The sequence below is a fragment of the Cupriavidus taiwanensis genome (assembly GCF_900250115.1).
GTDB lineage: Bacteria > Pseudomonadota > Gammaproteobacteria > Burkholderiales > Burkholderiaceae > Cupriavidus > Cupriavidus taiwanensis_B.
The window spans coordinates 1,405,767-1,427,254 of the sequence record NZ_LT984803.1 but is presented as its reverse complement, the minus strand read 5'-3'; the positions used below and the strand labels follow the sequence as shown (position 1 = coordinate 1,427,254).

19 protein-coding genes and 1 tRNA gene are annotated in these 21,488 nt (G+C 68.6%); 11 read left to right on the top strand and 9 right to left on the bottom strand.

Annotation, left to right across the window (positions count from 1 at the left end):
- Positions 1-44: 44 nt before the first annotated feature.
- From clpP to mnmC, 3 genes are all read right to left on the bottom strand, one after another.
- On the bottom strand, positions 45-695 hold the full coding sequence (gene clpP, locus CBM2586_RS06885; protein ID WP_011615108.1) for an ATP-dependent Clp endopeptidase proteolytic subunit ClpP: 651 nt from the start codon (positions 693-695) through the stop codon (positions 45-47).
- A 99-nt stretch (positions 696-794) separates the two neighbouring features.
- Positions 795-2,150, bottom strand: coding sequence for a trigger factor (gene tig / locus CBM2586_RS06880; protein ID WP_115662288.1), 1,356 nt, complete (start codon positions 2,148-2,150; stop codon positions 795-797).
- Between the two features lie 230 nt (positions 2,151-2,380).
- Positions 2,381-4,354 carry a bifunctional tRNA (5-methylaminomethyl-2-thiouridine)(34)-methyltransferase MnmD/FAD-dependent 5-carboxymethylaminomethyl-2-thiouridine(34) oxidoreductase MnmC gene (gene mnmC / locus CBM2586_RS06875; protein ID WP_115687087.1) on the bottom strand — a complete coding sequence of 658 codons (1,974 nt, stop codon included), beginning with the start codon at positions 4,352-4,354 and terminating at the stop codon, positions 2,381-2,383.
- Between the two features lie 148 nt (positions 4,355-4,502).
- Here mnmC and CBM2586_RS06870 point away from each other — a divergent pair, with 148 nt between their 5' ends.
- On the top strand, positions 4,503-5,360 hold the full coding sequence (locus CBM2586_RS06870; protein ID WP_115688662.1) for a 23S rRNA (adenine(2030)-N(6))-methyltransferase RlmJ: 858 nt from the start codon (positions 4,503-4,505) through the stop codon (positions 5,358-5,360).
- Here the strand turns inward: CBM2586_RS06870 and CBM2586_RS06865 are convergent.
- A complete protein-coding gene (locus tag CBM2586_RS06865) occupies positions 5,335-5,703 on the bottom strand; it encodes a VanZ family protein (protein ID WP_115662291.1) in 369 nt (122 codons plus the stop codon). The genes CBM2586_RS06870 and CBM2586_RS06865 overlap by 26 nt on opposite strands.
- 270 nt (positions 5,704-5,973) lie before the next feature.
- Between CBM2586_RS06865 and CBM2586_RS06860 the strand changes: the two genes are divergently transcribed.
- Both CBM2586_RS06860 and CBM2586_RS06855 read left to right on the top strand, forming a co-directional pair.
- Positions 5,974-6,060: transfer RNA gene (locus CBM2586_RS06860), tRNA-Leu, on the top strand.
- Between the two features lie 250 nt (positions 6,061-6,310).
- Complete coding sequence (locus CBM2586_RS06855; protein WP_115663767.1) at positions 6,311-6,754, top strand: hypothetical protein; 444 nt, start codon at positions 6,311-6,313, stop codon at positions 6,752-6,754.
- Positions 6,755-6,795: 41 nt separating this feature from the next.
- Here the strand turns inward: CBM2586_RS06855 and CBM2586_RS06850 are convergent, their stop codons facing one another.
- On the bottom strand, positions 6,796-9,909 hold the full coding sequence (locus CBM2586_RS06850; protein ID WP_115687086.1) for an efflux RND transporter permease subunit: 3,114 nt from the start codon (positions 9,907-9,909) through the stop codon (positions 6,796-6,798).
- 4 nt (positions 9,910-9,913) lie between these two features.
- The gene (locus CBM2586_RS06845) at positions 9,914-11,125 is read right to left on the bottom strand and encodes an efflux RND transporter periplasmic adaptor subunit (protein WP_115687085.1); all 1,212 of its coding nucleotides are present in this window, start codon (positions 11,123-11,125) and stop codon (positions 9,914-9,916) included.
- Between the two features lie 397 nt (positions 11,126-11,522).
- On the opposite strand from CBM2586_RS06845, the gene hpnD reads away from it, so the two are divergent.
- A complete protein-coding gene (hpnD, locus tag CBM2586_RS06840; protein ID WP_115662294.1) occupies positions 11,523-12,359 on the top strand; it encodes a presqualene diphosphate synthase HpnD in 837 nt (278 codons plus the stop codon).
- Between the two features lie 51 nt (positions 12,360-12,410).
- The gene (locus CBM2586_RS06835) at positions 12,411-13,673 is read left to right on the top strand and encodes a Zn-dependent hydrolase (protein ID WP_115662295.1); all 1,263 of its coding nucleotides are present in this window, start codon (positions 12,411-12,413) and stop codon (positions 13,671-13,673) included.
- Here the strand turns inward: CBM2586_RS06835 and CBM2586_RS06830 are convergent.
- Positions 13,670-14,002, bottom strand: coding sequence for a hypothetical protein (locus CBM2586_RS06830; protein ID WP_115662296.1), 333 nt, complete (start codon positions 14,000-14,002; stop codon positions 13,670-13,672). The genes CBM2586_RS06835 and CBM2586_RS06830 overlap by 4 nt on opposite strands.
- Positions 14,003-14,304: 302 nt before the next feature.
- Here CBM2586_RS06830 and ompR point away from each other — a divergent pair, with 302 nt between their 5' ends.
- The 6 genes from ompR (at position 14,305) to CBM2586_RS06800 (ending at position 20,120) form a co-directional block, all read left to right on the top strand.
- Positions 14,305-15,027, top strand: coding sequence for an osmolarity response regulator transcription factor OmpR (gene ompR / locus CBM2586_RS06825; RefSeq protein WP_010810107.1), 723 nt, complete (start codon positions 14,305-14,307; stop codon positions 15,025-15,027).
- A gap of 24 nt (positions 15,028-15,051) precedes the next feature.
- Entirely contained in the window at positions 15,052-16,401 is a 1,350-nt protein-coding gene (locus CBM2586_RS06820) for an ATP-binding protein (RefSeq protein ID WP_018004459.1), read from the top strand.
- A 203-nt stretch (positions 16,402-16,604) separates the two neighbouring features.
- Positions 16,605-17,909 carry an MFS transporter gene (locus CBM2586_RS06815; protein WP_115662297.1) on the top strand — a complete coding sequence of 435 codons (1,305 nt, stop codon included), beginning with the start codon at positions 16,605-16,607 and terminating at the stop codon, positions 17,907-17,909.
- Between the two features lie 283 nt (positions 17,910-18,192).
- The gene (locus tag CBM2586_RS06810; protein ID WP_115662298.1) at positions 18,193-18,741 is read left to right on the top strand and encodes a peroxiredoxin; all 549 of its coding nucleotides are present in this window, start codon (positions 18,193-18,195) and stop codon (positions 18,739-18,741) included.
- A 104-nt stretch (positions 18,742-18,845) separates the two neighbouring features.
- Complete coding sequence (locus CBM2586_RS06805) at positions 18,846-19,367, top strand: carboxymuconolactone decarboxylase family protein (RefSeq protein WP_010810111.1); 522 nt, start codon at positions 18,846-18,848, stop codon at positions 19,365-19,367.
- 180 nt (positions 19,368-19,547) lie between these two features.
- Positions 19,548-20,120, top strand: coding sequence for a GNAT family N-acetyltransferase (locus CBM2586_RS06800; protein ID WP_115662299.1), 573 nt, complete (start codon positions 19,548-19,550; stop codon positions 20,118-20,120).
- A 2-nt stretch (positions 20,121-20,122) separates the two neighbouring features.
- On the opposite strand, the gene ispF is transcribed toward CBM2586_RS06800, so the two are convergent.
- Positions 20,123-20,632: a 2-C-methyl-D-erythritol 2,4-cyclodiphosphate synthase gene (ispF, locus tag CBM2586_RS06795; protein WP_012352652.1), complete on the bottom strand. Its 510-nt coding sequence runs from the start codon at positions 20,630-20,632 to the stop codon at positions 20,123-20,125.
- A gap of 4 nt (positions 20,633-20,636) precedes the next feature.
- Complete coding sequence (ispD, locus tag CBM2586_RS06790) at positions 20,637-21,452, bottom strand: 2-C-methyl-D-erythritol 4-phosphate cytidylyltransferase (RefSeq protein WP_115662300.1); 816 nt, start codon at positions 21,450-21,452, stop codon at positions 20,637-20,639.
- Positions 21,453-21,488: the final 36 nt, after the last annotated feature.

Sequence of the window (21,488 nt, the reverse complement as noted above, 5' to 3'; positions counted from 1 at the left end):
ATGGCCGGCCGCCGTTGCCGCATAGGCCACGGCGGCGCGCAGCATCAGCCGCGGCGGGCCAGTACCTTGTCGATCAGGCCGTAGTCGACCGCCTGGTCGCCGCTCATGAAGTTGTCGCGATCGGTGTCGCGGGCAATCTTCTCTACCGGCTGGCCCGTCACTTCCGACAGGATGGTGTTGAGCCGCTCGCGCAGGTACAGGATCTCGCGCGCCTGGATCTCGATGTCCGAGGCCTGGCCGCGCGCGCCGCCCAGCGGCTGGTGGATCATGATGCGCGAGTTGGGCAGCGCCGAACGCTTGCCCTTGGCACCCGCCGCCAGCAGGAAGGCGCCCATGCTGGCCGCCATGCCCATGCACAGCGTCGACACGTCGGGCTTGATGAACTGCATGGTGTCGTAGATGGCCAGCCCCGCCGACACCGAACCGCCCGGCGAGTTGATGTACAGGGACACGTCCTTGTCGGGGTTCTCGCTTTCCAGGAACAGCAGCTGTGCCACCACCAGGTTGGCGGTCTGGTCGTTGACCTCGCCCACCATGAACACCACGCGCTCCTTCAGCAGGCGCGAGTAGATGTCATAGGCGCGCTCGCCCCGGCCGGACTGCTCGACGACCATCGGCACCAGCCCCAGGCCCTGGGTTTCCAGTGCCGAAGCCTGCGTGGTGGCGAGACGGTCAAGCAAATCATTGCGGGTCATGCATGTTCTCCATGGATTCGTCGGATCGCAAGGCAATCCGGGTAACTCGGGAAGTCCCTGCCCCGCACCGTGGCGCGGGGCTGCCGGTCACTTCCGGCCTCAGGCTTGCTGCTGGTTGCCTTCGGCGGTGAGTTCCTCGAAGGACACCTTCTTGTCGGTGACCTTGGCCTTGCCGCACACGAAATTTACCACGTTGTTTTCGAGCACGTAGGCTTCCATTTCGGCCAGGCGCTGCTGGTCGCCGTAGTACCAGCGCATGACTTCCTTCGGGTCCTCGTAGCTCTTGGCGAAGTCCTCGATCTCGGCCTTGATCTGGTCGGCCTTGGCTTCCAGGCCGTTGGCCTTGACGATCTCGGCCAGGATCAGGCCCAGCTTGACGCGGCGCTCGGCTTGCTGCGCGAACATCTCGGCCGGAATCGGCATGTCCTTGGCGTTGGGCATGCCACGCTGTTCCAGGTCGCGACGGGCCATTTCCACCAGGCGCTCCTGGTCCTGCTCGATCAGGGCCTTGGGCACGTCCAGCTCGCTCGCCTTCAGCAGCGCTTCCATGACCTGGTCCTTCAGCATGGCGTGCGTGCGGCGCTTCACTTCGCGCTCCAGGTTCTCGCGGATGTCGGCGCGCATCTTCTCGACGCTGCCGTCGGCGATGCCCAGCGACTTGGCGAAGGCTTCATTCACTTCCGGCAGGTGGGCCCACTCGACCTTCTTCAGGGTCACGGTGAACTCGGCGGTCTTGCCGGCCACTTCCTTGCCGTGGTAGTCGGCCGGGAAAGCCAGCGGGAAGGTCTTGCTTTCGCCGACCTTCAGGCCCAGGGTGGCCTGCTCGAATTCGGGCAGCATGCGGCCTTCGCCAAGCACGAACGGGAAGTCCTCGGCCTTGCCGCCGGCGAACTCTTCGCCGTCGATCTTGCCGACGAAGTCCACGGTCACGCGGTCGCCGTTCTGCGCGGTGACGTCGGCACCGCCGTCGCCATGCTCGCCGGCTTCGCCGCGGGCATGGTAGTGCACGCGCTGCTTGCGCAGGATGTCGATGGTCTTGTCGACTTCGGCGTCGGTGATCTCGGTGCCGGTTCGGGTGACTTCGGCCGCCGACAGGTCGCCGATGGTCACTTCGGGGTACACCTCGAAGGTGGCGTCGAACGCCACTTCATCCTCGCCCACGCCTTCGTTCTTGATCTCGAACTTGGGCTGGCCGGCAACCTTGACGTCCTGTTCCTTGGTGATGTCGAAGAACTTGCGCGCGGCCTTGTCGAAGCGCACTTCGAACTCGACCTGCTGGCCGTACTGCTTCTCGACCATCTTCATCGGCACCTTGCCCGGACGGAAGCCCGACATCTTCACGGTCTTCGACAGGCGAACCAGGCGCTCCTGCTTTTCCTTTTCCACTTCGGCCTTGGGGATGGCCAGGGTCACCTTGCGGTCCAGCTTGCCGAGGTTCTCAATCACGTTCGACATGGTCGTAGATCCAATCCAGAAATGTAGTTGTGTTCGTAGGTGCTGCCGTCTTGTACGCGTACCGCCCGCTTTACCGCCACGGCGCCGTCACCACAGGACGGCCAGGGCAGCGCACCGGCGAACGGAAAGCTCCGCGCAAACGGAAAACGGGGATTATCGCACGGTTTTGATTCGCTTCCGGCAGATTTTGCCCGGAACGCGCCGCAACCCTCCGGCCCCGCGGCGCCGCGCTACGCCGCCAGCCCATGGCGCAGCGCACGCAGCAGCAGGCGTGCCGGATCCACCGCATCGGCCAGGTCCGACTCCAGCGGCAGCGGCTCGCCCTCGATCTGGCTGGCCAGCAGTTCCGCACCCAGAGCGGCCCAGGTGAGGCCGCGCGAGGCATAGGCAAGCGCAGCATACAGCCCGGGCAGGCGCGGCAGGTCGCGCAGGTGCGCGCCGCGCAGCGACGCGGCCTGCGCCACCGCGGCGGCCTCGTCGGGCACTTGCCCGATCAGCGGCAACCGGTTGTGCGTGACCGTGCGCACGCCGACATAGCCCGACACGTCGGCAGGGTCGATCGCGGCCACGGCGTCGGCCTGGTCCGGCAGCAGCCCCGCCAGCCGGGCCAGGTTGGCCGCGTGGACCGCCGGCTGCGCCACCAGCGGGCCATTGTCGTCGTCATAGCTCGAGCCGACACGGCCGCTGCCGTCGGCGGCACGCGGCAGCAGGTAGCCGGCACCGGTCACCACGCAGTCGGGCCAGCCACCGAGTGCATCGACCTGCGCGGATGCCAGCGTGGTCAGCTGCCCGCGCACGCGCCGCAGGGTCCAGTGTTGCTGCGGCAGCAGTTGCTGCGCCTCGTGTGCGTTGGCCAACACCAGCACCGGCGCCGCCGCCAGCACCGCCCCGTCCTGCGCGAGCGCCCGCCATTGCCCGTCGACGCGCGCGATTGCGCCAACCCGGCAGCCGAAGCGCGCCGTCACCGCCTGGCCGGCACGCGCAAGCTGCGCCGCGCAGATGTCCGGCGGCGCGACCCATCCGCCTTGCGAAAACCACAGGCCGCCGCGCGGCACCCGGGCGTGATGCGCCGCGGCCGCCTCGGCGGCGCTGATCCAGCGCACGAACTCCTGCGGCAGGCCCATGGCGTCCAGCGCGGCGCGCTGTGCCTCGCCTTCGGCCTCGTCCGCGCCGATCTGCAGCACGCCGCAGCCGTGCCAGCCGACCGGATGCCCGGCCTCGGCCAACGCCGCCCAGGCGCGCAAGGCGTACTGGTTGCCGGCACGCGACAGCCGCGACAGCAGGCTGTCGTCGGCCGACACGTGCGCATGCATGGCCGCGGCGCGATGCGCCGAGGTCTGCCGCGCCGGACCTGCGTGGGCGTCGAACAGGGTCACGCGCCAGCCGCGCGCGGCCAGCCGCTCGGTCACGGCGCAACCCGCCAGTCCGGCGCCGATCACGATGGCATGGCGCTCGGGCCATTGGCCCGGCAACGGCGGCGCGTGCCGGCGCGATTTCCATTGCGGGCGAAAGCGCGCGACCGTCATGTCGCGCTTGCCGCCAAAGCCGGGCGCCTTGTCGACCTCGAAGCCGACTTCCTTCAACCCCCGCCGCACAAAACCCGCGGCGGTATACGTCGCCAGCGTCGCGCCGGGACGCGCCAGCCGCGCCAGGCCGCGCAACACCGGCGCCGACCACATCTCGGCATTGCGCGCCGGCGAGAAGCCGTCCAGGTAGAATGCATCGGCCCCGGCGGCCAGCCGCGGCAGCATCGCCTCGGCATCGCCCAGCGCCAGCGTCAGCACCACGCGGCCCTGCTCGAACGCGAGCCGGTGCAGGCCCGGCAGTGCCAGCGGCCATTGCGCCTGCAGCGCCTGCGCCAGCAGCTGCAGCCCGTCCAGGCTGGCATGCAGTTGCGCCAGCCCCGCGCGCGTGAACGGATGTTTTTCGATCGAGACGAAATGCAGCGTGCCGCAGCGCTGTGGATCGTCGCGCCACGCCTGCCAGGTCGCCAGGAAATTCAGCCCCTGGCCGAAGCCGGTCTCGACGATGACGAACTGCCGTTGCCCGCCCCACGCCCCCGGCAGGCCATTGCCGCCGAGGAAGACATGGGCGGCCTGCGCCAGGCCGCCTTCGGTGCTGTGGTAGACGTCGTCGTAGCGGGGCGAATAGGGGGTGCCCTGGGCCGACAGGATCGGCTCGGCGGGCTCTAGTGCGCGCGGCATGGGACAGGAAACTCGGAAGCAGAATGCCCCAGGCGAACCAGCGGGGCGTGGAGGGGGCGACTCGCGCCGGATGGTAGCATAGCGGCCTTGCCGCGGACCGCCTCGCCGTCCGCCTCCGATCTTGCGCCGCCAGGGCGCCCTGCTCCACATGCTCAGCTATCGTCACGCCTTCCATGCCGGCAATCACGCCGATGTCCTCAAGCACGCCGTCGTGGTGCAACTGCTCGAGCACCTGGCGCAGAAGGACAAGGCGTTCTGGTACATCGACACCCACGCCGGCGCCGGCCTCTATGCGCTGGACCACGCCTACGCGCAGAAGAAGGCCGAGTTCGAAACCGGCATCGCGCCGCTGTGGCGCGCCGCCGCCAGCGGCACCCAGCTGCCCCCGATGCTGGACGAATACCTGGACCAGGTGCGCGCGCTCAACCCGGATGGCAACCTGCGCCACTACCCGGGCTCGCCGTGGCTGGCCTGGCAGATGCTGCGCGAGCACGACCGCTTGCGCCTGTTCGAGCTGCACAGCACCGAGATCCAGGTCCTGCGCGATAACTTCCGCGGCGCCGGGCGCCGCGTGATGCTGTACGACGGCGACGGCTTCGGCGGCATCAAGGCCATCCTGCCCCCGCCGCCGCGGCGCGCGCTGGTGCTGGTCGATCCTTCGTACGAAGACAAGCAGGACTACGCGCGCACCGTGCAGACCGTGCGCGACGGGCTGGAGCGCTTTGCCACCGGCGTCTACGCGGTCTGGTACCCGCAGGTGCAGCGGCGCGAAGCGGTGCAGCTGCCGGTGCAGCTGCAGGGCCTGCCGCTCAAGAGCTGGCTGCATGTGACCCTGACGGTGAAGCGCCCGGTCGAGGGCGGGCTGGGCCTGCACGGCAGCGGCATGTTCATCGTCAATCCGCCGTGGCGGCTGCAGGAGTCGCTGCGGCAGGCCATGCCCGTGCTGGTCGACCTGCTCGGGCAGGACGACGGCGCAGGGTTCACGCTCGAAGCCGAGGAGCGCTGAGCCGGCGCGCCAGCCAGAGCAGCGCCATGGCCGCGGCCACGCCGACGGTGTCGGCGAGCAGGTCGAGCCAGTCGGCCTCGCGGTAGCCGGTCTGCCCCTGCAGCAGCTCGATCACGCCGCCATACGCGACCAGCCCCAGCCACAGCGGCCAGCCGCGCGCAGCGTAGGCACGCGCGCCCAGCACGCCCAGCAGCGCAAACCCGAGCGCGTGGTTGGCCTTGTCCCAGCCGGTGGTCGGCAGCGGCTGCGTCGGCGGCATCAGCGACAGCACCAGCATGGCGGCGGCGCAGGCCCAGAACAGCAGGCGCCAGCGCAGCGGGGTCAGGGTCGGAACGGCAATCATGGGTGGGGACGATGGTCTGGAAAAGCCGACAATATAGCTGCACCGGACAGCCAGGGCTCGCAGTCGCCACGGGGCTGGATTCCCCCCGCACCTTGCGCTACAATCCGCAGCCTCGTTGCACCGCGGGCACAAGCCTTGCCGACACCACGTCGCGGCGGCCGGTGCCGTGGGCAACAAAGCGGACGAAGGCGGGCAATTCCAGCCGCCTTTTTGCTTTCCTGTCCTGCAACGAGCAGCGCGGCCGCCCGTCCGGGCAGCGCCGCTAGGACCGCGAGGGTGGCGAAATTGGTAGACGCACCAGGTTTAGGTCCTGACGCCAGCAATGGTGTAGGGGTTCGAGTCCCCTCCCTCGCACCACCCGCCTTCCAAGTGGCGGGCTGACAACCTTCCCCCCAAGGATTTCGATCGACTTCGCTCGGCCATGCGGCAATGGGCTGCGTGTGGGCGATGACGTCCGCGTTCGCGGCGCGGCGCAGGTGGTAGAACACCTGAGGGGCGCCGCCTTTCGCGGACCCTTGCGGCGATCTATGCTGAAGATGTCGGGGTCGCCGTGCGCACTGCGCAGGCAGGGCCCGGCATGATCACCTCAGCCCTGATCGGAGGGCATATGAAATTCCCTGCCTTGCTGTTGGCAGCGTCGATGGCCGCTGGCTGGACATCGCTCGCACACGCCGCCGGATGCCAGTACGACATGCAGTGCAAAGGTGAGCGGATCTGCCACCAGGGGCAATGCGTCTATCCCGAAGTGGAAGAGTCGGCTGAAGCAGGCGGCCCGCCAAAGGCCGGCGCTGCCGCAGCAGCCGCCGCCGGCTCGGCGGCGGAGGTGACTCCGGTCCCAACCACTTCGGTAACCCCGGGCACCCCTACCACCCTGACCGGCACCACCGTCAAGCGCAGCCCCAACCCGCCACCGCCGCGCGGATGTTGCACCGTGGCCGGCAAGCTGAAGCTGTCGCCGGCGTCGGCGTCGGACACCAGCCTGGCCAGCGGCGATGCCTGCCAGGGACTGACCGCCTCGGGCAAGCCTGTTCCCGGCACGATCTGCAACTAGGCGCAGCCTGGCGCAGTGGCGCGGGACCCTGGCGCCGGCCGTCACACGGCCACGGCGCCCGGCCCGTCTTCGGGCCGCCGCACGCGGAACCATGCCGCGTACAGCGCCGGCAGGAACAGCAGCGTCAGCACCGTGGCGATGATCAGCCCGCCCATGATGGCCACCGCCATCGGCCCCCAGAACATCGAGCGTGACAGCGGGATCATCGCCAGCACCGCCGCGGCGGCGGTCAGGATGATCGGGCGGAAGCGGCGCACCGCGGCTTCGACGATGGCGGTCCATTGCGGCACGCCGGCGCGGATGTCCTGCTCGATCTGGTCGACCAGAATTACCGAGTTACGGATGATCATGCCCAGCAGCGCGGTGATGCCGAGCTGCGCCACGAAACCCATCGGCGCGCGCAGCAGCAACAGTGTGGCGGCGGCGCCGATCAGCCCGAGCGGACCGGTCAGGAACACCATGGCCGCGCGCGAGAAGCTGTGGAGCTGCAGCATCAGCAGCGTGAAGATGATGAAGATGCACAACGGCAGCTGCGCCGCGATCGAGGCCCCGGCCTTGCCGCTCTCTTCTTCCGCGCCGGCCACGGTGATGCGGTAGCCCGGCGGCAATTGCGTGCGCAGCGCATCGAGTTTCGGATTGATCTGCGCGGTGACGGTCGGACCCTGGATGCCGTCGACCACGTCGGCCTGCACGGTCACGCCGAAGTCGCGGTTCTCGCGCCAGACCACGCCGGGCTCGGAGCGCAGCGCCACGCGCGCCACCTGCGTCAGCGGCACCATGCGCCCGCTGCTGGTCGGCACCAGCATATTGTTCAGGTCCGAAATCGCGTCGCGCTCATTGCGCGGGGTGCGCATCAGGATGTCGATCAGCTTGTCGCCGTCGCGGTACTGCCCCACCGGCACGCCGCTCAGCACCGTCTGCGTGACGCGGGCGATGGCCTGGGTGGTCACGCCGAGCGCGCGCGCCTTGTCCTGGTCGATCTCCAGGCGCAGCATCTTGACGTTCTCGTTCCAGTTGTCGTTGACGCCGACGGTGTTGGGATTGGCGCGCATCTCGGCCTTGACCTGGTCGGCCAGCCGGCGCACGCCGGCGGCATCCGGCCCGATTACGCGGAACTGCACCGGATAGGCCACCGGCGGCCCGTTGGGCAGCAGCTTGACGCGGCCGCGCAGGTACGGGAACTCGGCGTCGAGCAGCTTGATGATGCGGCGGCGCAGCGCGTCGCGCACTTCGGTGCTGGCCGGCATCACGATTACCTGCGCCACGTTGGTCTGCGGGAAGATCTGGTCCAGCGGCAGGTAGAAGCGCGGCGCGCCGGTGCCGACGAAGGTGGTCAGGCTGGCGACCTCCTTGTCCTTGCCGATCCGTTGCTCGAAGCGCTTGGCTTCGGTTTCCATCTGGGCAAAGCTGGTGCCCTCCGGCATCCACAGCTCCACCATCAGCTCCGGGCGGCTCGAATCCGGAAAGAACTGCTTCTCGACGAACTTGAAGGCGTAGAGGCCCAGCGCGAACGCCACCAGCGTGATCGCGATCACCAGCTTGCGCCAGCTGACGCACCAGTCCACCAGCCGGCGGAAGCGCGCGTAGAACGGCGTGTCGAAGACCTCGTGGGCCTCGCCCGCGCCCCGGCCGCGGGTCTTGAGCAGCAGGTAGCCCAGGTAGGGCGTGAAGTAGACCGCCGCCAGCCACGACAGCACCAGCGCCAGCGCCGTCACCGCGAAGATGGCGAAGGTGTACTCGCCCACTGTCGAACGTGCCAGCCCCACCGGCAGGAAGCCGGCCGCGGTGATCAGCGTGCCGGTCAGCATCGGCATCGCGGTCGAGGTATAGGCGAAGGTGGCGGCCTCCATCTTGGAGAAGCCCTCTTCCAGCTTGCGCACCATCATCTCGACCGCGATGATGGCGTCGTCGACCAGCAGTCCCAGCGCCACGATCAGCGCACCCAGCGAGATCTTGTGCAGGCCGATGCCGAAGATGTTCATGAACAGGAACGTCACCGCCAGCACCAGCGGGATGGTCAGCGCCACCACCAGCCCGGGGCGCACGTCGAGCCGCAGCGGCCGCGTGTGCAGGCCCAGCGAGACAAAGCTCACCGCCAGCACGATCACCACCGCCTCGATCAGCACCCGCACGAACTCGCCGACCGAGCGCTGCACCGCCTCGGGCTGGTCCTGCACCTGGTCCATCTCGATACCCACCGGCAACTGGCCGCGCAGCCGCTCGAAGGCGCTGCGCAGGTTCTTGCCCAGCTCGATGATGTCGCCGCCCTTCTGCATCGAGATGCCCAGCCCGATCACGTCCTTGCCGTTGAAGCGCATGCGCTGCTGGGTAGGGTCGACATAGCCGCGGTAGACCTGGGCGATGTCGCCCAGGCGGATGTTGGCGATGCCGTTGGGCCCGCGCAGCACCAGGTTCTCCAGGTCTGCCACGCTGGCGAACTGGCCCGACAGGCGCACCTGCAGGTTGTCGCTCGGGGTTACCAGCACGCCGCTGCCGGTGAGGTTGTTCTGCTGCGAGATCTGGTCGGCGATGGCATTGATGTCCAGCCCCAGCTGGGCAAAGCGCGCCTGGTTGAATTCGATGTAGACCTTCTCGTCCTGCAGCCCGATCAGCGACACCTTGGCCACCGACGGCACCCGCAGCAGTTCCTGGCGCACCAGGTCGGCATATTCACGCAGCTCCTTGTAATTGAAGCCATCGGCCGAGAGCGCGTAGATGGTGCCGTAGACGTCGCCGAACTCGTCGTTGAAGAACGGCCCGCGCACGCCGGCGGGCAAGGTCTGCTGGATGTCGCCGATCTTCTTGCGCACGGTGTACCAGACCTGCGCGGTCTCCCTGGCGGGCGAGGTGTCCTTGAGCTGGAAGATCACCGTGGTCTCGCCGGGCTTGGAGAAGCTGCGGATCTTGTCCGCATAGGGCACTTCCTGCAGCTGGCGCTCGATCTTGTCGGTGACCTGGACCGCGATCTGCTCGGCGGTGGCGCCGGGCCAGAACGCCTGCACCACCATCACGCGGAAGGTGAACGGCGGGTCCTCGTCCTGGCCGAGCTGGAAGAAAGCCAGCAGGCCGCCGAGCAGCAGCACCACCAGCAGGTAGCGGGTCAGCGGCTGGTGCTCGAGCGCCCAGCGCGACAGGTTGAAGCGGGAATGGTCCATCCGCTCACCCCTGCTTCGGGGTGGCGGCCGCTGCCGACGCCGGCGCGACCGTCTGCAGCGGCCGCACCTTCTGCCCCGGGCGCAGCAGGTGCACGCCCGCGGTGACGATGGTCTGGCCCGGCGCCAGGCCCTGGCGCACCTCGATCTCGTTGCCGAAGGCCTCGCCCAGCGTCACCGCCACCGGCTTGACCGTGCCGGAGGGGGCATCGTAGATCCAGACCAGGTCGCGGCCCTGCTCCTGCAGCAGCGCGGTCAGCGGCACGCGCAGCGCCGGGGCGGCGCCGGTACGCACGAAGGTCACCACCGCGGTCATGCCCAGCTTGAGGTCGGGGGGCGGGTTGGGCACGCTCACGCGGGTGGCGTAGGTGCGCGTGACCGGGTCGGCAGCGGCGGCGATCTCGCGCACGCGGCCGGGCAGCGCGCGCTGCGGCTCGGCCCAGGTATGGACGGTCACATCGGTCAGGCCGCGCAGCAGTCCGACCTGGTCCTCGGGCAGGCCGATCGCCACTTCCTTCTCGGCCGTCTGCGCGACCCGCACCACCGGCTGGCCGGGGGTGACGACCTGGCCCACCTCGGCGTCGATGGCGGTAACCACGCCGTCGGCGTCGGCATGCAGCACCGCATAGGCGGTCTGGTTGGACTGGGTGCGCAGCCCGGCTTGCGCCTGGCGCAGCCGCGCCTCGGCGGCATCGAAACCGGCCTGTCGCCGGTGGTGCTCGGCGGCACTGATAAAGCCCTTGGCGAACAGGTCGTTATAGCGCTTCAGGTCGGCCGCGGCGAGGTCGCGCTCGGTGCGGGCGGCCTCGAACTGCGCGCGCGAGCCGGTTTCGGCCAGTGACAGGTCGGCCGGGTCCAGCCGTGCCAGCGGCTGGCCCTTGCTGACCACGGCGCCGACATCGACCAGCCGCGCGGCGATCTTGCCGCCGACGCGAAAGCCCAGCCGCGACTCCACGCGCGGGCGCACGTCGCCGGAAAACTCGAAGGCGGTCTTGCCGCTATGCGGGCTGAGCTGCATCATGCGCACCGGGCGGATCTCCGGCGCGGGCTCGGGCGCCTTGCCGCAGCCGGCCAGCACCAGCGCACCAGCCAGCAGCGACAGCGCCGCCACGGCCATGCCGCGGCCGCCCCGCCTGGCGTGCCGGTGCGGCGTGGTGACGACGGGGGTGACAGAGTTATCTGCGGCCGCAACTTCCGGCAGTTGGCAAAGCACTGGCATCGGTAGGCAACGAGTCGGAATCGGTACAACTGCTGGGCGGGCCGCGCGCCACCGCGCTCCACCGCATTCACGCCGCGCAAGGTGGCGGGCCGAGGGTGGCAGCGTGACGATGGCCGGCGGATGGCCGGAGGCCGGAGGCCGGCACGGGCACTAAATAACTTTTCGGTCAGTAATATAACGACCGCTCCGGGGTGCGTCAAACGGCAGGCGACGAAATGCCTGGAAGCAAGCTTCAGCGGCGCTCCGGGGCGGCGAACTGCGCCCGGCGCGGCCGGGCCGGGCCGGGCGCGGTGCTACAATCCGGCGCGCCGCTGGCGCACTGCAAGGCGGCTGACTCCCATCGGCCTGGCACCCCCGCTTTCCCCCGCTTTCCACATTTCTTCGACCCGAGACCGGCGTGACGCCCGATCAGTATTGCCAAGAGAAAGTCGCCCAGAGCGGCTCGAGCTTCTATTACAGCTTCCTGTTCCTGCCGGCCGAGCGGCGCCGCGCGATCACCGCGCTCTATGCCTGGTGCCGCGAGGTCGACGACGTGGTCGACGACACCCATGACGCCGGCCTGGCGCACCAGCAGCTCGACTGGTGGCGTGCCGAGCTGCGCCGCCTGTTCGACGGCGCGCCGACCCATCCCACCACCCAGGCCCTGCAGCCGCACGTCGCCAGCGCCGGCCTGAGCCAGGCCGAAATGGCGGAAGTGCTGGAGGGCATGGAAATGGACCTGACCCAGACCCGCTACCTGGACGAAGCCGGCCTGGCGCGCTACTGCCACTGCGTGGCCGGCGTGGTCGGCACCCTCAGCGCGCGCCTGTTCGGCTACACCGATCCGCAGACGCTGGTCTTCGCCGAAAAGCTGGGGCAGTCGCTGCAGCTGGTCAATATCCTGCGCGATGTCGGCGAGGACGCCCGGCGCGGCCGCATCTACCTGCCGGTTAATACGCTGCAGCAATTCCAGGTGCCGGCTTCAGAGATCCTCAAGGGCGAGCATTCCGGGCGCTTTGTCGCGCTGATGCAGTACCACGCCGGCCGGGCCCGCGCGCTGTACCATGAGGCGCTGGCGCTGCTGCCGCGGCAGGACCGCCGCGCCCAGCGCGCCGGCCTGCTGATGGGCGCGATCTACCACGCGCTGCTCGATGAACTGGAGGCCAGCGAGTTCCAGGTGCTGAACCAGCGCATCGCGCTGACGCCGCTGCGCAAGCTGTGGATCGCCTGGAAGACCTGGGTGCGCAACAGCTAGCACGCCGATGACGCCGCCCTTCCCGATCCACTTGCCTCACGCCGTACCGCCATGACGCAGACCTCCGCTTCCCTCGGCGACACCATCCTGGCCCACGCCGACGAACTCGCCCGCTTCTCCGACATGGAGGGCGGCCTGACCTGCGCCTACCTGACGCCCGCCCACCGCGCCGCGCAGGCGCTGCTGGCGCAGTGGATGGAAGCCGCCGGCATGCAGGTGCGCATCGATGCCATCGGCAATGTCGTCGGCCGCTATGCGGCCGATCCCGCCGTGCGCGACCCGCGCGTGCTGCTGACCGGCTCGCACTTCGACACCGTGCGCAATGGCGGGCGCTATGACGGCCGGCTTGGCATCCTGCTGCCGATAGCCGTGATCGGCGCGCTCGACCGGGCCGGCATCCGCCTGCCCTACCACGTCGACGTGGTGGCCTTCGCCGAAGAAGAGGGACTGCGCTTCAAGACCAGCTTCCTCGCCAGCAGCGTGCTGGCCGGCCGCTTCGACGCCGCACTGCTCGAACGCCAGGACGCGGACGGCATCACCTTGCGCGAGGCGCTGGCCGCGTCCGGCCTGCCGGGCGCCGGCGGGCTGCAGGCGCTGCGCGACGCGGCGCTCGATCCGGTGTCGCTGCTGGGCTTTGTCGAAGTCCATATCGAACAGGGTCCGGTGCTGCTGCACCATGAGTTGCCGCTGGGCGTGGTCACGCAGATTGCCGGCAGCAGCCGTTTCTCGGTGCGCGTCGAAGGCCTCGCCAGCCACGCCGGCACCACGCCGATGGGCATGCGCCGCGACGCCGCCGCGGGCGCAGCCGAGATGGTCCTGCTGGTGGAGCAGCGCTGCGCGGCAGCGCCGACACTGGTCGGCACCGTAGGCCAGCTGCAGGTGCCGAACGGCTCGAGCAATGTCATCCCCGCGGCCTGCACCTTCTCGATGGATATCCGCGCCGGCGAGGACGCCATCCGCGAGGCCGCCATCGCCGACATCGTTGCCGGCATCGCGCAGATCGCCGAACGGCGCGGGCTGAGCGCGCAGGTGGAGCGGGTGCCGCCGGTCAACAACGCGCCATGCGCGCGCTGGCTGATGGATCAGTTCGGGGCGGTGCTGAAGAAGCGCGGGCTGCAGGCGTTCGAGCTGCCGTCCGGGGCCGGCCATGACGCCATGATGATGCAGCGGGTCACCGAGGTGGCGATGCTGTTCGTACGCTGCGGCAACGGCGGCATCAGCCACAACCCGCTGGAGACCATCACCAGCGAAGACGCGCAGCTGGCCGCCGAGGTCTTCGTGGATTTCCTGCGCCATTTCAAGCCGCGCGGCTAGCCGCCCTGGTAGATGTCGCGGCCGAAGTCGTAGAGGTTCTTGCGCAGCCGGCGGCGCTCGTCCGGCGACAGCCGCGAGCCGCCGCGCTCCTCGCCGCGCCGGCGCTCGGCCTCGCGCTGCTCGGTGCGGTGGCGCTCGGCGCGGGCGCGCGCCTCGCGCTGGCTGTTGCCCGGGTCGCTCGCCTGTGTCGACGGATAGCGCTTGAGCAAGTTGGCCATACCCGCCGATTGCGCCAGCGCCGTCCCGCCCGGCATGCACAGCGCCAGCGCAAGGCATGCGCCGGCGATACCATGCTGCGGCTGCCCGTGCCGGGTTCGGTTCACTTTCATTGATAATGGCGGTCTTGGCTTCGCGAAAAGGCAGTGGTTGGACTGCCCCGAAGGCGGGAATCCCGGTACCCCGTCCGGCACCGCGCGCTCTGCAAGCATTGCGCCAGCGAGCGCTGGGCGGGCTGGCGGAAGCCGTGGAACGTCCGGCGAAAATGCGCGGAAAACAGCCGCGCCTGGCGCCGAAATGGACGGATTGCGCAGTGTAATCGCACGATTGATGCACACTGCCATACCACGGGGTAAAGTATGTAACGTTTTGTTAAGCCATTTTGAGCGAAAGCGATAGTCGCTAAGATACCGCCATGGAAAATACCAGCCACAAGATTCTCGTCGTCGACGATGACCCGCGTCTGCGCGATCTGCTGCGCCGCTATCTGGGCGAACAGGGTTTTACCGTGCTGGTGGCGGAGAACGCCACCGCGATGAACAAGCTCTGGCTGCGCGAGCGTTTCGACCTGCTGGTGCTGGACCTGATGATGCCCGGCGAAGACGGCCTGTCGATCTGCCGCCGGCTGCGCGGCGCCAACGACCAGACCCCGATCATCATGCTCACCGCCAAGGGCGAGGACGTGGACCGCATCGTCGGCCTGGAGATGGGCGCCGACGATTACCTGCCCAAGCCCTTCAATCCGCGCGAGCTGATCGCGCGCATCCACGCGGTGCTGCGCCGCAAGGGCCCGGCCGAAGTGCCCGGCGCCCCGTCGGAAACGCCCGAGACCTTCGCCTTCGGCGACTTCGTGCTGAACCTGGCCACGCGCACGCTGACCAAGAACGACGAGGAAATCACGCTGACCACCGGCGAATTCTCGGTGCTGAAGGTGTTCGCGCGCCATCCGCGCCAGCCGCTGTCGCGTGAAAAGCTGATGGAAATGGCGCGCGGCCGCGAATACGAAGTGTTCGACCGCAGCCTCGACGTGCAGATCTCGCGCCTGCGCAAGCTGATCGAGCCGGACCCGAGCAACCCCCGTTTCATCCAGACGGTGTGGGGCCTGGGCTACGTCTTCATTCCCGATGGCGTGAAATAACCGAGTGCGGCCGCTGTTCCTATCGTGGCGACCGTAATCGGCCGTACCGCAACGCGGTTCTTTGGTTCGCTGTTCTGGCGGACCTTCATGCTGATCGCCCTGCTGCTGGCCATCTCGCTTGGGATCTGGTTCCAGAGCTACCGGCTGTTCGAACGCGCCCCGCGCGCGCAGCAGATAGCCATGCAGGTGGTCAGCGTGGTCAAGCTGACGCGCGCCGCGCTGCTCTATTCCGATCCCGCGCGGCGCCGCTTCCTGCTGCTGGACCTGGTGCAGAACGAAGGCATCAAGGTCTATCCGCGCGAGAAGGACGACGACTTCGCCGCGCCCACCGCCAATCCGTTCCTGACCTCGCTGGTGCAGCAGGAGATCCGCAGCCGCCTGGGCGAGGACACCGTGCTGGCCACCACCGTCAACGACATCCCCGGGGTGTGGGTCAGCTTCGAGATCGAGGGCGACGACTACTGGGTCGCGATCAGCCCGGAGCGCTTCGAGCGCGTGCCCGGCATCCAGTGGCTGTGGTGGAGCATCGCCGCGCTGCTGCTGTCGATCATCGGCGCGGCCTTTATCACCGCGCGCGTCAACTACCCCCTCAAGCGGCTGGCCAACGCCGCGCGCGCCATCGGCGCCGGCGGCGATCCGCCGCCGCTGCCCGAGCACGGCGCCAGCGAAGTGGCGCTGGCCAACCACAGCTTCAACCAGATGGTGCGCGACCTGCGCCAGCTCGACGACGACCGCGTGGTGATGCTGGCCGGCATCTCGCATGACCTGCGCACGCCGCTGACGCGACTGCGGCTGGAAACCGAGATGTCGCCGATGGACGGCACCACGCGCGACGCCATGATTGCCGACATCGAGCAGATGGACGCCATCATCGGCCAGTTCCTCAACTACGCGCGCCCGCCGCTCGAGACGGTCGAGCCGGTGGACCTGTCGGCGCTGGTGCACGATGCGGTCGGCGTCTATGCCGCGCACGACGACGTGCGCGTGCACGTGCGCGCCAACGAGCCGGTGATGGCGGTGGCCAACCGCATGGAGGTGCAGCGCATCCTCGACAACCTCGTCGAGAACGCGCGCCGCTACGCCAAGGATGAGCAGACCGGCATGGCGGTGGTGGAGATCTCCACGCGCGTCGATGACAAGGAAGCGGTGCTGACCGTGGCCGACCATGGCAACGGCGTGCCCGACGGGCAGTTGTCGCTGCTGACGCGGCCCTTCTACCGGCTCGACGCCGCGCGCAGCGAAGCCAAGGGCGCCGGGCTGGGCATGTCCATCGTCAACCGCATCATGCAGCGCAACGGCGGCCGGCTGCTGCTGGCCAACCGCGCCGCGCCGGCCACCGGACTGGTGGTCAGCGCGTGCTTCCGGCGCGCCTGAGCGGCGACCTGACAGGTTTTCGACAGCCGCTGATAGCTTTCTGAAAGGCATTTGACAGGGCAATGACAGCGGCGCGGCGCACACTGGCGCCCGTCATCAGGCCCGCGGCAACCCTCCACCCACATGGCGTGCCCCGCGCGCCTGGCTGATACCTCCCGACAATCATGCCGCCGGATCGCACCGGCGGCGCCCGAGAGACAGCCATGTCAGAAACCACCGCAGCGTCCGCCGGCTCGCAGCACGGGTTCCGCACCGTGTTCCGCGTCGTCAGCGGCAACTTCCTGGAAATGTATGACTTCATGGTGTACGGCTTCTACGCCGCCGCCATCGCCAGGACGTTCTTCCCCAGCGGCAACGAGTTTGCCTCGCTGATGCTTTCGCTCGCCACTTTTGGCGCGGGCTTCCTGATGCGCCCGCTGGGCGCGATCGTGCTGGGCGCGTACATCGACCACCACGGCCGCCGCAAGGGCCTGATCATGACGCTGGTGCTGATGGCGCTGGGCACGCTGCTGATCGCCTGCGTGCCGGGCTATGCCACCATCGGCGTGGCCGCGCCGCTGCTGGTGCTGGCCGGGCGCCTGCTGCAGGGCTTTTCCGCGGGCGTGGAGCTGGGCGGGGTCTCGGTGTACCTGTCCGAGATCGCCAGGCCCGGGCGCAAGGGCTTCTATGTCGCGTGGCAGTCGGGCAGCCAGCAGGTCGCGGTGATCTTCGCCGGCCTGCTCGGCGTGATCCTGCACGCCACGCTGGCGCCGGCGCAGATGGACGAATGGGGCTGGCGCATCCCCTTCCTGGTCGGTTGCCTGATCGTGCCGTTCCTGTTCCTGATCCGCCGTTCGCTCGAAGAGACCGAGGCCTTCAAGGCGCGCAAGCACCGCCCGGCGATCGGCGAGATCTACCGCTCGATGCTGGAGAACTGGCGCATCATCCTGGCCGGCTGCATGATGGTGGTGATGACCACGGTGTCGTTCTACATGATCACCGCGTACACGCCGACCTTCGGCAAGACCGTGCTCAGGCTCGACGACACCGACAACCTGATCGTCACCATGTGCGTGGGCCTGTCCAACTTTATCTGGCTGCCGCTGATGGGCGCGCTGTCGGACCGCGTCGGGCGCAAGCCGCTGCTGCTGGGCTTCACGGTGGCGACGCTGCTGAGCGCGTATCCGGCGGTGTCGTGGCTGGTGGCCGAGCCGTCGTTCGCGCGGCTGCTGATGGTGGAGTTGTGGCTGTCGTTCCTGTACGGCAGCTATAACGGCGCGATGGTGGTGGCGCTGACCGAGATCATGCCGCCCGCGGTGCGCACCACCGGCTTTTCGCTGGCGTACAGCCTGGCGACCGCGCTGTTCGGCGGCTTCACGCCGGCGATCTCGACCTACCTGATCCACGCCACCGGCAACAAGGCCGCCCCGGGCCTGTGGCTGATGTTCGCCGCGCTGTGCGGGCTGGTCGCCACGCTGGTGATCTTCCGCGCGCGCCGCGGCAGCGAGGCGGCAATGCAGGCGGCTTGATTTCGCCGCGACCGTCACCAACTTCCCATGTGGGGGTGATCGCGCGTGGCATACTGGCCCATCGCAACGGCGGGGTGGCGCGACGATGCGCCACATGCCGTGCCGGGCGTGGCCATGCCTTTGCCTATCGGGCCGTTTGAGAATATCAATTAGCCCGGACCCGGATGATGACGCATAATCACGTTTTGTCGCGGTACGCCGCCGCAGCAGCCGTATCACCGGTCCCACGCCGGGGCATGCGGCAGCGGCACCGCTCTCATTGCAACCATATCAGGAGAAGTCTATGAAGACCGTTGGTGACAAGCTCGAAGCCTTTCACGTCGTCGGTGTCAAGCCGGGTTTCAACAATCACGAAGAGAACGGCCAGTCGGCTTTCGAAGACATCACTGAGAAGTCGTTCGAAGGCAAGTGGAAGATCATCTACTTCTACCCGAAGGACTTCACCTTCGTGTGCCCGACCGAAATCGTGGCCTTCGCCAAGCTGAACGGCGACTTCGCCGACCGCGACGCGATCGTGCTGGGCGGCTCGACCGACAACGAATTCGTCAAGCTGGCATGGCGCCGCGAACACAAGGACCTGAGCAAGCTGAACCAGTGGCAATTCGCCGACGTGACCGGTTCGCTGATCGACCAGCTGGGCGTGCGTGACCACGCTGCCGGCGTGGCCCTGCGCGCGACCTTCATCGTCGATCCGGAAAACACCATCCAGCACGTTTCGGTGAACAACCTGAACGTCGGCCGCAACCCGGACGAAGTCCTGCGTATCCTGGACGGCCTGCAGACGGACGAGCTGTGCCCGTGCAACCGTGCCGTTGGTGGCGCCACGCTGTAATTTCTGTCCGTCGCCAGACGCCCTGGCGATCCGCGGAGGGCCCACCCTCCGCATCGAAACCCGCTTGCGCGGGTTTTTTGAGCCCCGATCGATAGGAGAAATAAATGGAATTCCTCAGTACGATTAAGAATTTGATCCCCGATTACGCCAAGGACATCCGCCTGAACGTCGACGGCACCATCGCCCGCTCCTCGCTGGAAGGCAACGATGCGGTCGGCGTGGCGCTGGCGGCGGCATTCGCGGCGCAGAGCAAGGTGCTGGTGGACGCCATCCGCAATGCCGGCGTGCTGTCGCCCGAGGAAACCAACGGCGCGCTGACCGCGGCCGCGCTGATGGGCATGAACAACACCTGGTACCCGTATGTCGAGATGGCCGACGATCCGGACCTGGCCAGCCAGCCGGCCGGGCTGCGCATGAACGCCTACGCCACCCATGGCGGCGTGGACAAGCGCCGCTTCGAGATGTACGCGCTGGCCGCATCGATCGTGGGCAAGTGCCACTTCTGCGTGAAGTCGCACTACCAGCTGCTGAAGAACGAACAGGGCATGACCGCGCAGCAGCTGCGCGACGTCGGCCGCATTGCCGCGGTGATCGTGGCCGCGGCCAACGTGATCGCGGCCCAGTAAGGCATCTGCGCGCCCCCGCGCCCTCCCTGGCAGCCCGGCAACGGGCGCCGTAGCACAACAGCCGACAGCTTCCCATCGGAACTTGCCGGCTGTTCCCATCCTGCAACCGTCATGGCGCCGACCTGCGCGGGCGCGGCGATCCGCCTACAATCCAGGCAGGATACGCACTTTCAGCCTGCCATGACCCTGCCTTCGCCGACTTCCCCCCGCTTCCATTACCGCCTGGCGGCGGTGCATGACTGGGGCGATATCGCCGCCGTCACGCAACAGGCCTACGGGCAATACGAGCTCGCGATCATGGAAGATTGCCGCGCCTCGTTCCAGCGCGGCATGCAGGCCGTGCTGGCGACCAGCCACCCGGACATGGAATGGTGGGTGGCGGAGACCGATCACGGCATCATGGGCGCGGTGCTGTTCTGCCACCCAGGGGCGACGCTGCCGGCGCTGGATGGCAGCACCATCACCCTGACCCAGCCCGAAGCGCGGCTGCTGTCGGTCAGCCCTCAGGCGCGCGGCCTGGGGCTGGGGCGCACGCTGATGCAGATCTGCATCCAGCGCGCACGCGATATCGGCGCGTCGACGCTGGTGGTGCGCACCATGCCGGAAATGGCGTCAGCCAACCGGCTGTGCCAGCAGATGGGGTTCACCAAGCGCACCGAGGCCGGCGCGCGCAGCGGCGCGATGGCGCGGCTGATCGACTACACCTACGCCATTCCACCCGAAGACGTGGCGCCCGAGGCGCCGCGCGCCTGAGCTCAGTCCTGCGCGTCCGCCACCGAGGCGCGCCACAGCAGCACCGCGGCCTGCGCCACGATGCCTTCCTGGCGTCCCTCGAAGCCCAGCTTTTCGTTGGTCTTGGCCTTGACGTTGCAGCGCCCGCGCGCGATCGCCAGGTCTTCGGCCAGGTTGGCCACCATCGCGCCGATATGCGGCGCCAGCTTGGGCGCCTGCGCGATCACCGTGGCGTCGACATTGCCGATTTCATAGCCGGCCTCGCGCACGCGGCGCGCCGCCTCGCGCAGCAGCGCGCGGCTGTCGGCGCCGGCGAACTGCGCGTCGGTGTCGGGAAAATGGCGCCCGATATCGCCCAGCGCCGCGGCGCCGAAGAGCGCGTCGGTGACCGCGTGCAGCAGCGCATCGGCATCGGAATGACCCAGCAGGCCACGGTCGTGCGGGATCTCGACCCCGCCCAGGATCAGCTTGCGGCCGGGTACCAGCGCGTGGACGTCATAGCCCTGCCCGACCCGGATATCGAAAGGCATCATGCGGTCATGCTCCTTTGGCGTGGCTGCCCAGCAGCACTTCGGCCAGCGCGAAGTCCTCCGGGTAGGTCACCTTGAAATTGCGCAGCGAGCCGTTGACCAGCCGCGGATGCAGGCCCAGGCGCTCGATCGCGCTGGCCTCGTCGGTTACCACCGCGCCGGCGGCCATGGCGTCCTGCAGCGCCTGGCGCAGCACGCCCAGGCGGAACATCTGCGGCGTCTGCGCCTGCCACAGCCCTTCGCGCGGCACCGTGGCGCCGATGCGGGCATCGTCCTGGGCGCGTTTCAGCGTGTCGGGCACCGGCACCGCCAGGATGCCGCCGATGGCCGCGTCCGGATCGTCGTCGCCGTCGCTTTCCACCGCGCGCACCAGCGCGTGGACCATCGCCGGCGTCAGTCCCGGGCGCGCGGCATCGTGCACCAGCACCCAGTCGGCGTCGGTCGCGCCCAGCTGGGCCAGGTGGTGCAGGCCGGCCAGCACGGATGCATGGCGGCTGTCCCCGCCGACAAAGGCGGTATCGAAGCGAAGCCCGGCAAACGCGGCCGCGCCGAAACGCGATTCCAGCGGCATGTCGTCGGGCGCCAGCACCAGCGCGGTGGCGTTGATGGCGTCGCACGCCGAGAACGCCGCCAGGGCGTGCCAGATCATCGGCCGGCCGGCCACGGTCTGGTATTGCTTGGGCACGGCGCCGCCGGCGCGGCTGCCGGTACCGGCACAGGGAATCAGGGCAAAGCGGCGAGCGGACACGGGATCGGCGTGGAGTGAAAAAGGCGGCGCCAGCGCAGGCCAGCGGCACTGGCCAGCGGGGCAACCGGTGCGCATTCTATAATACGGCCCTTGCCCGTCGCCATGCCGCAT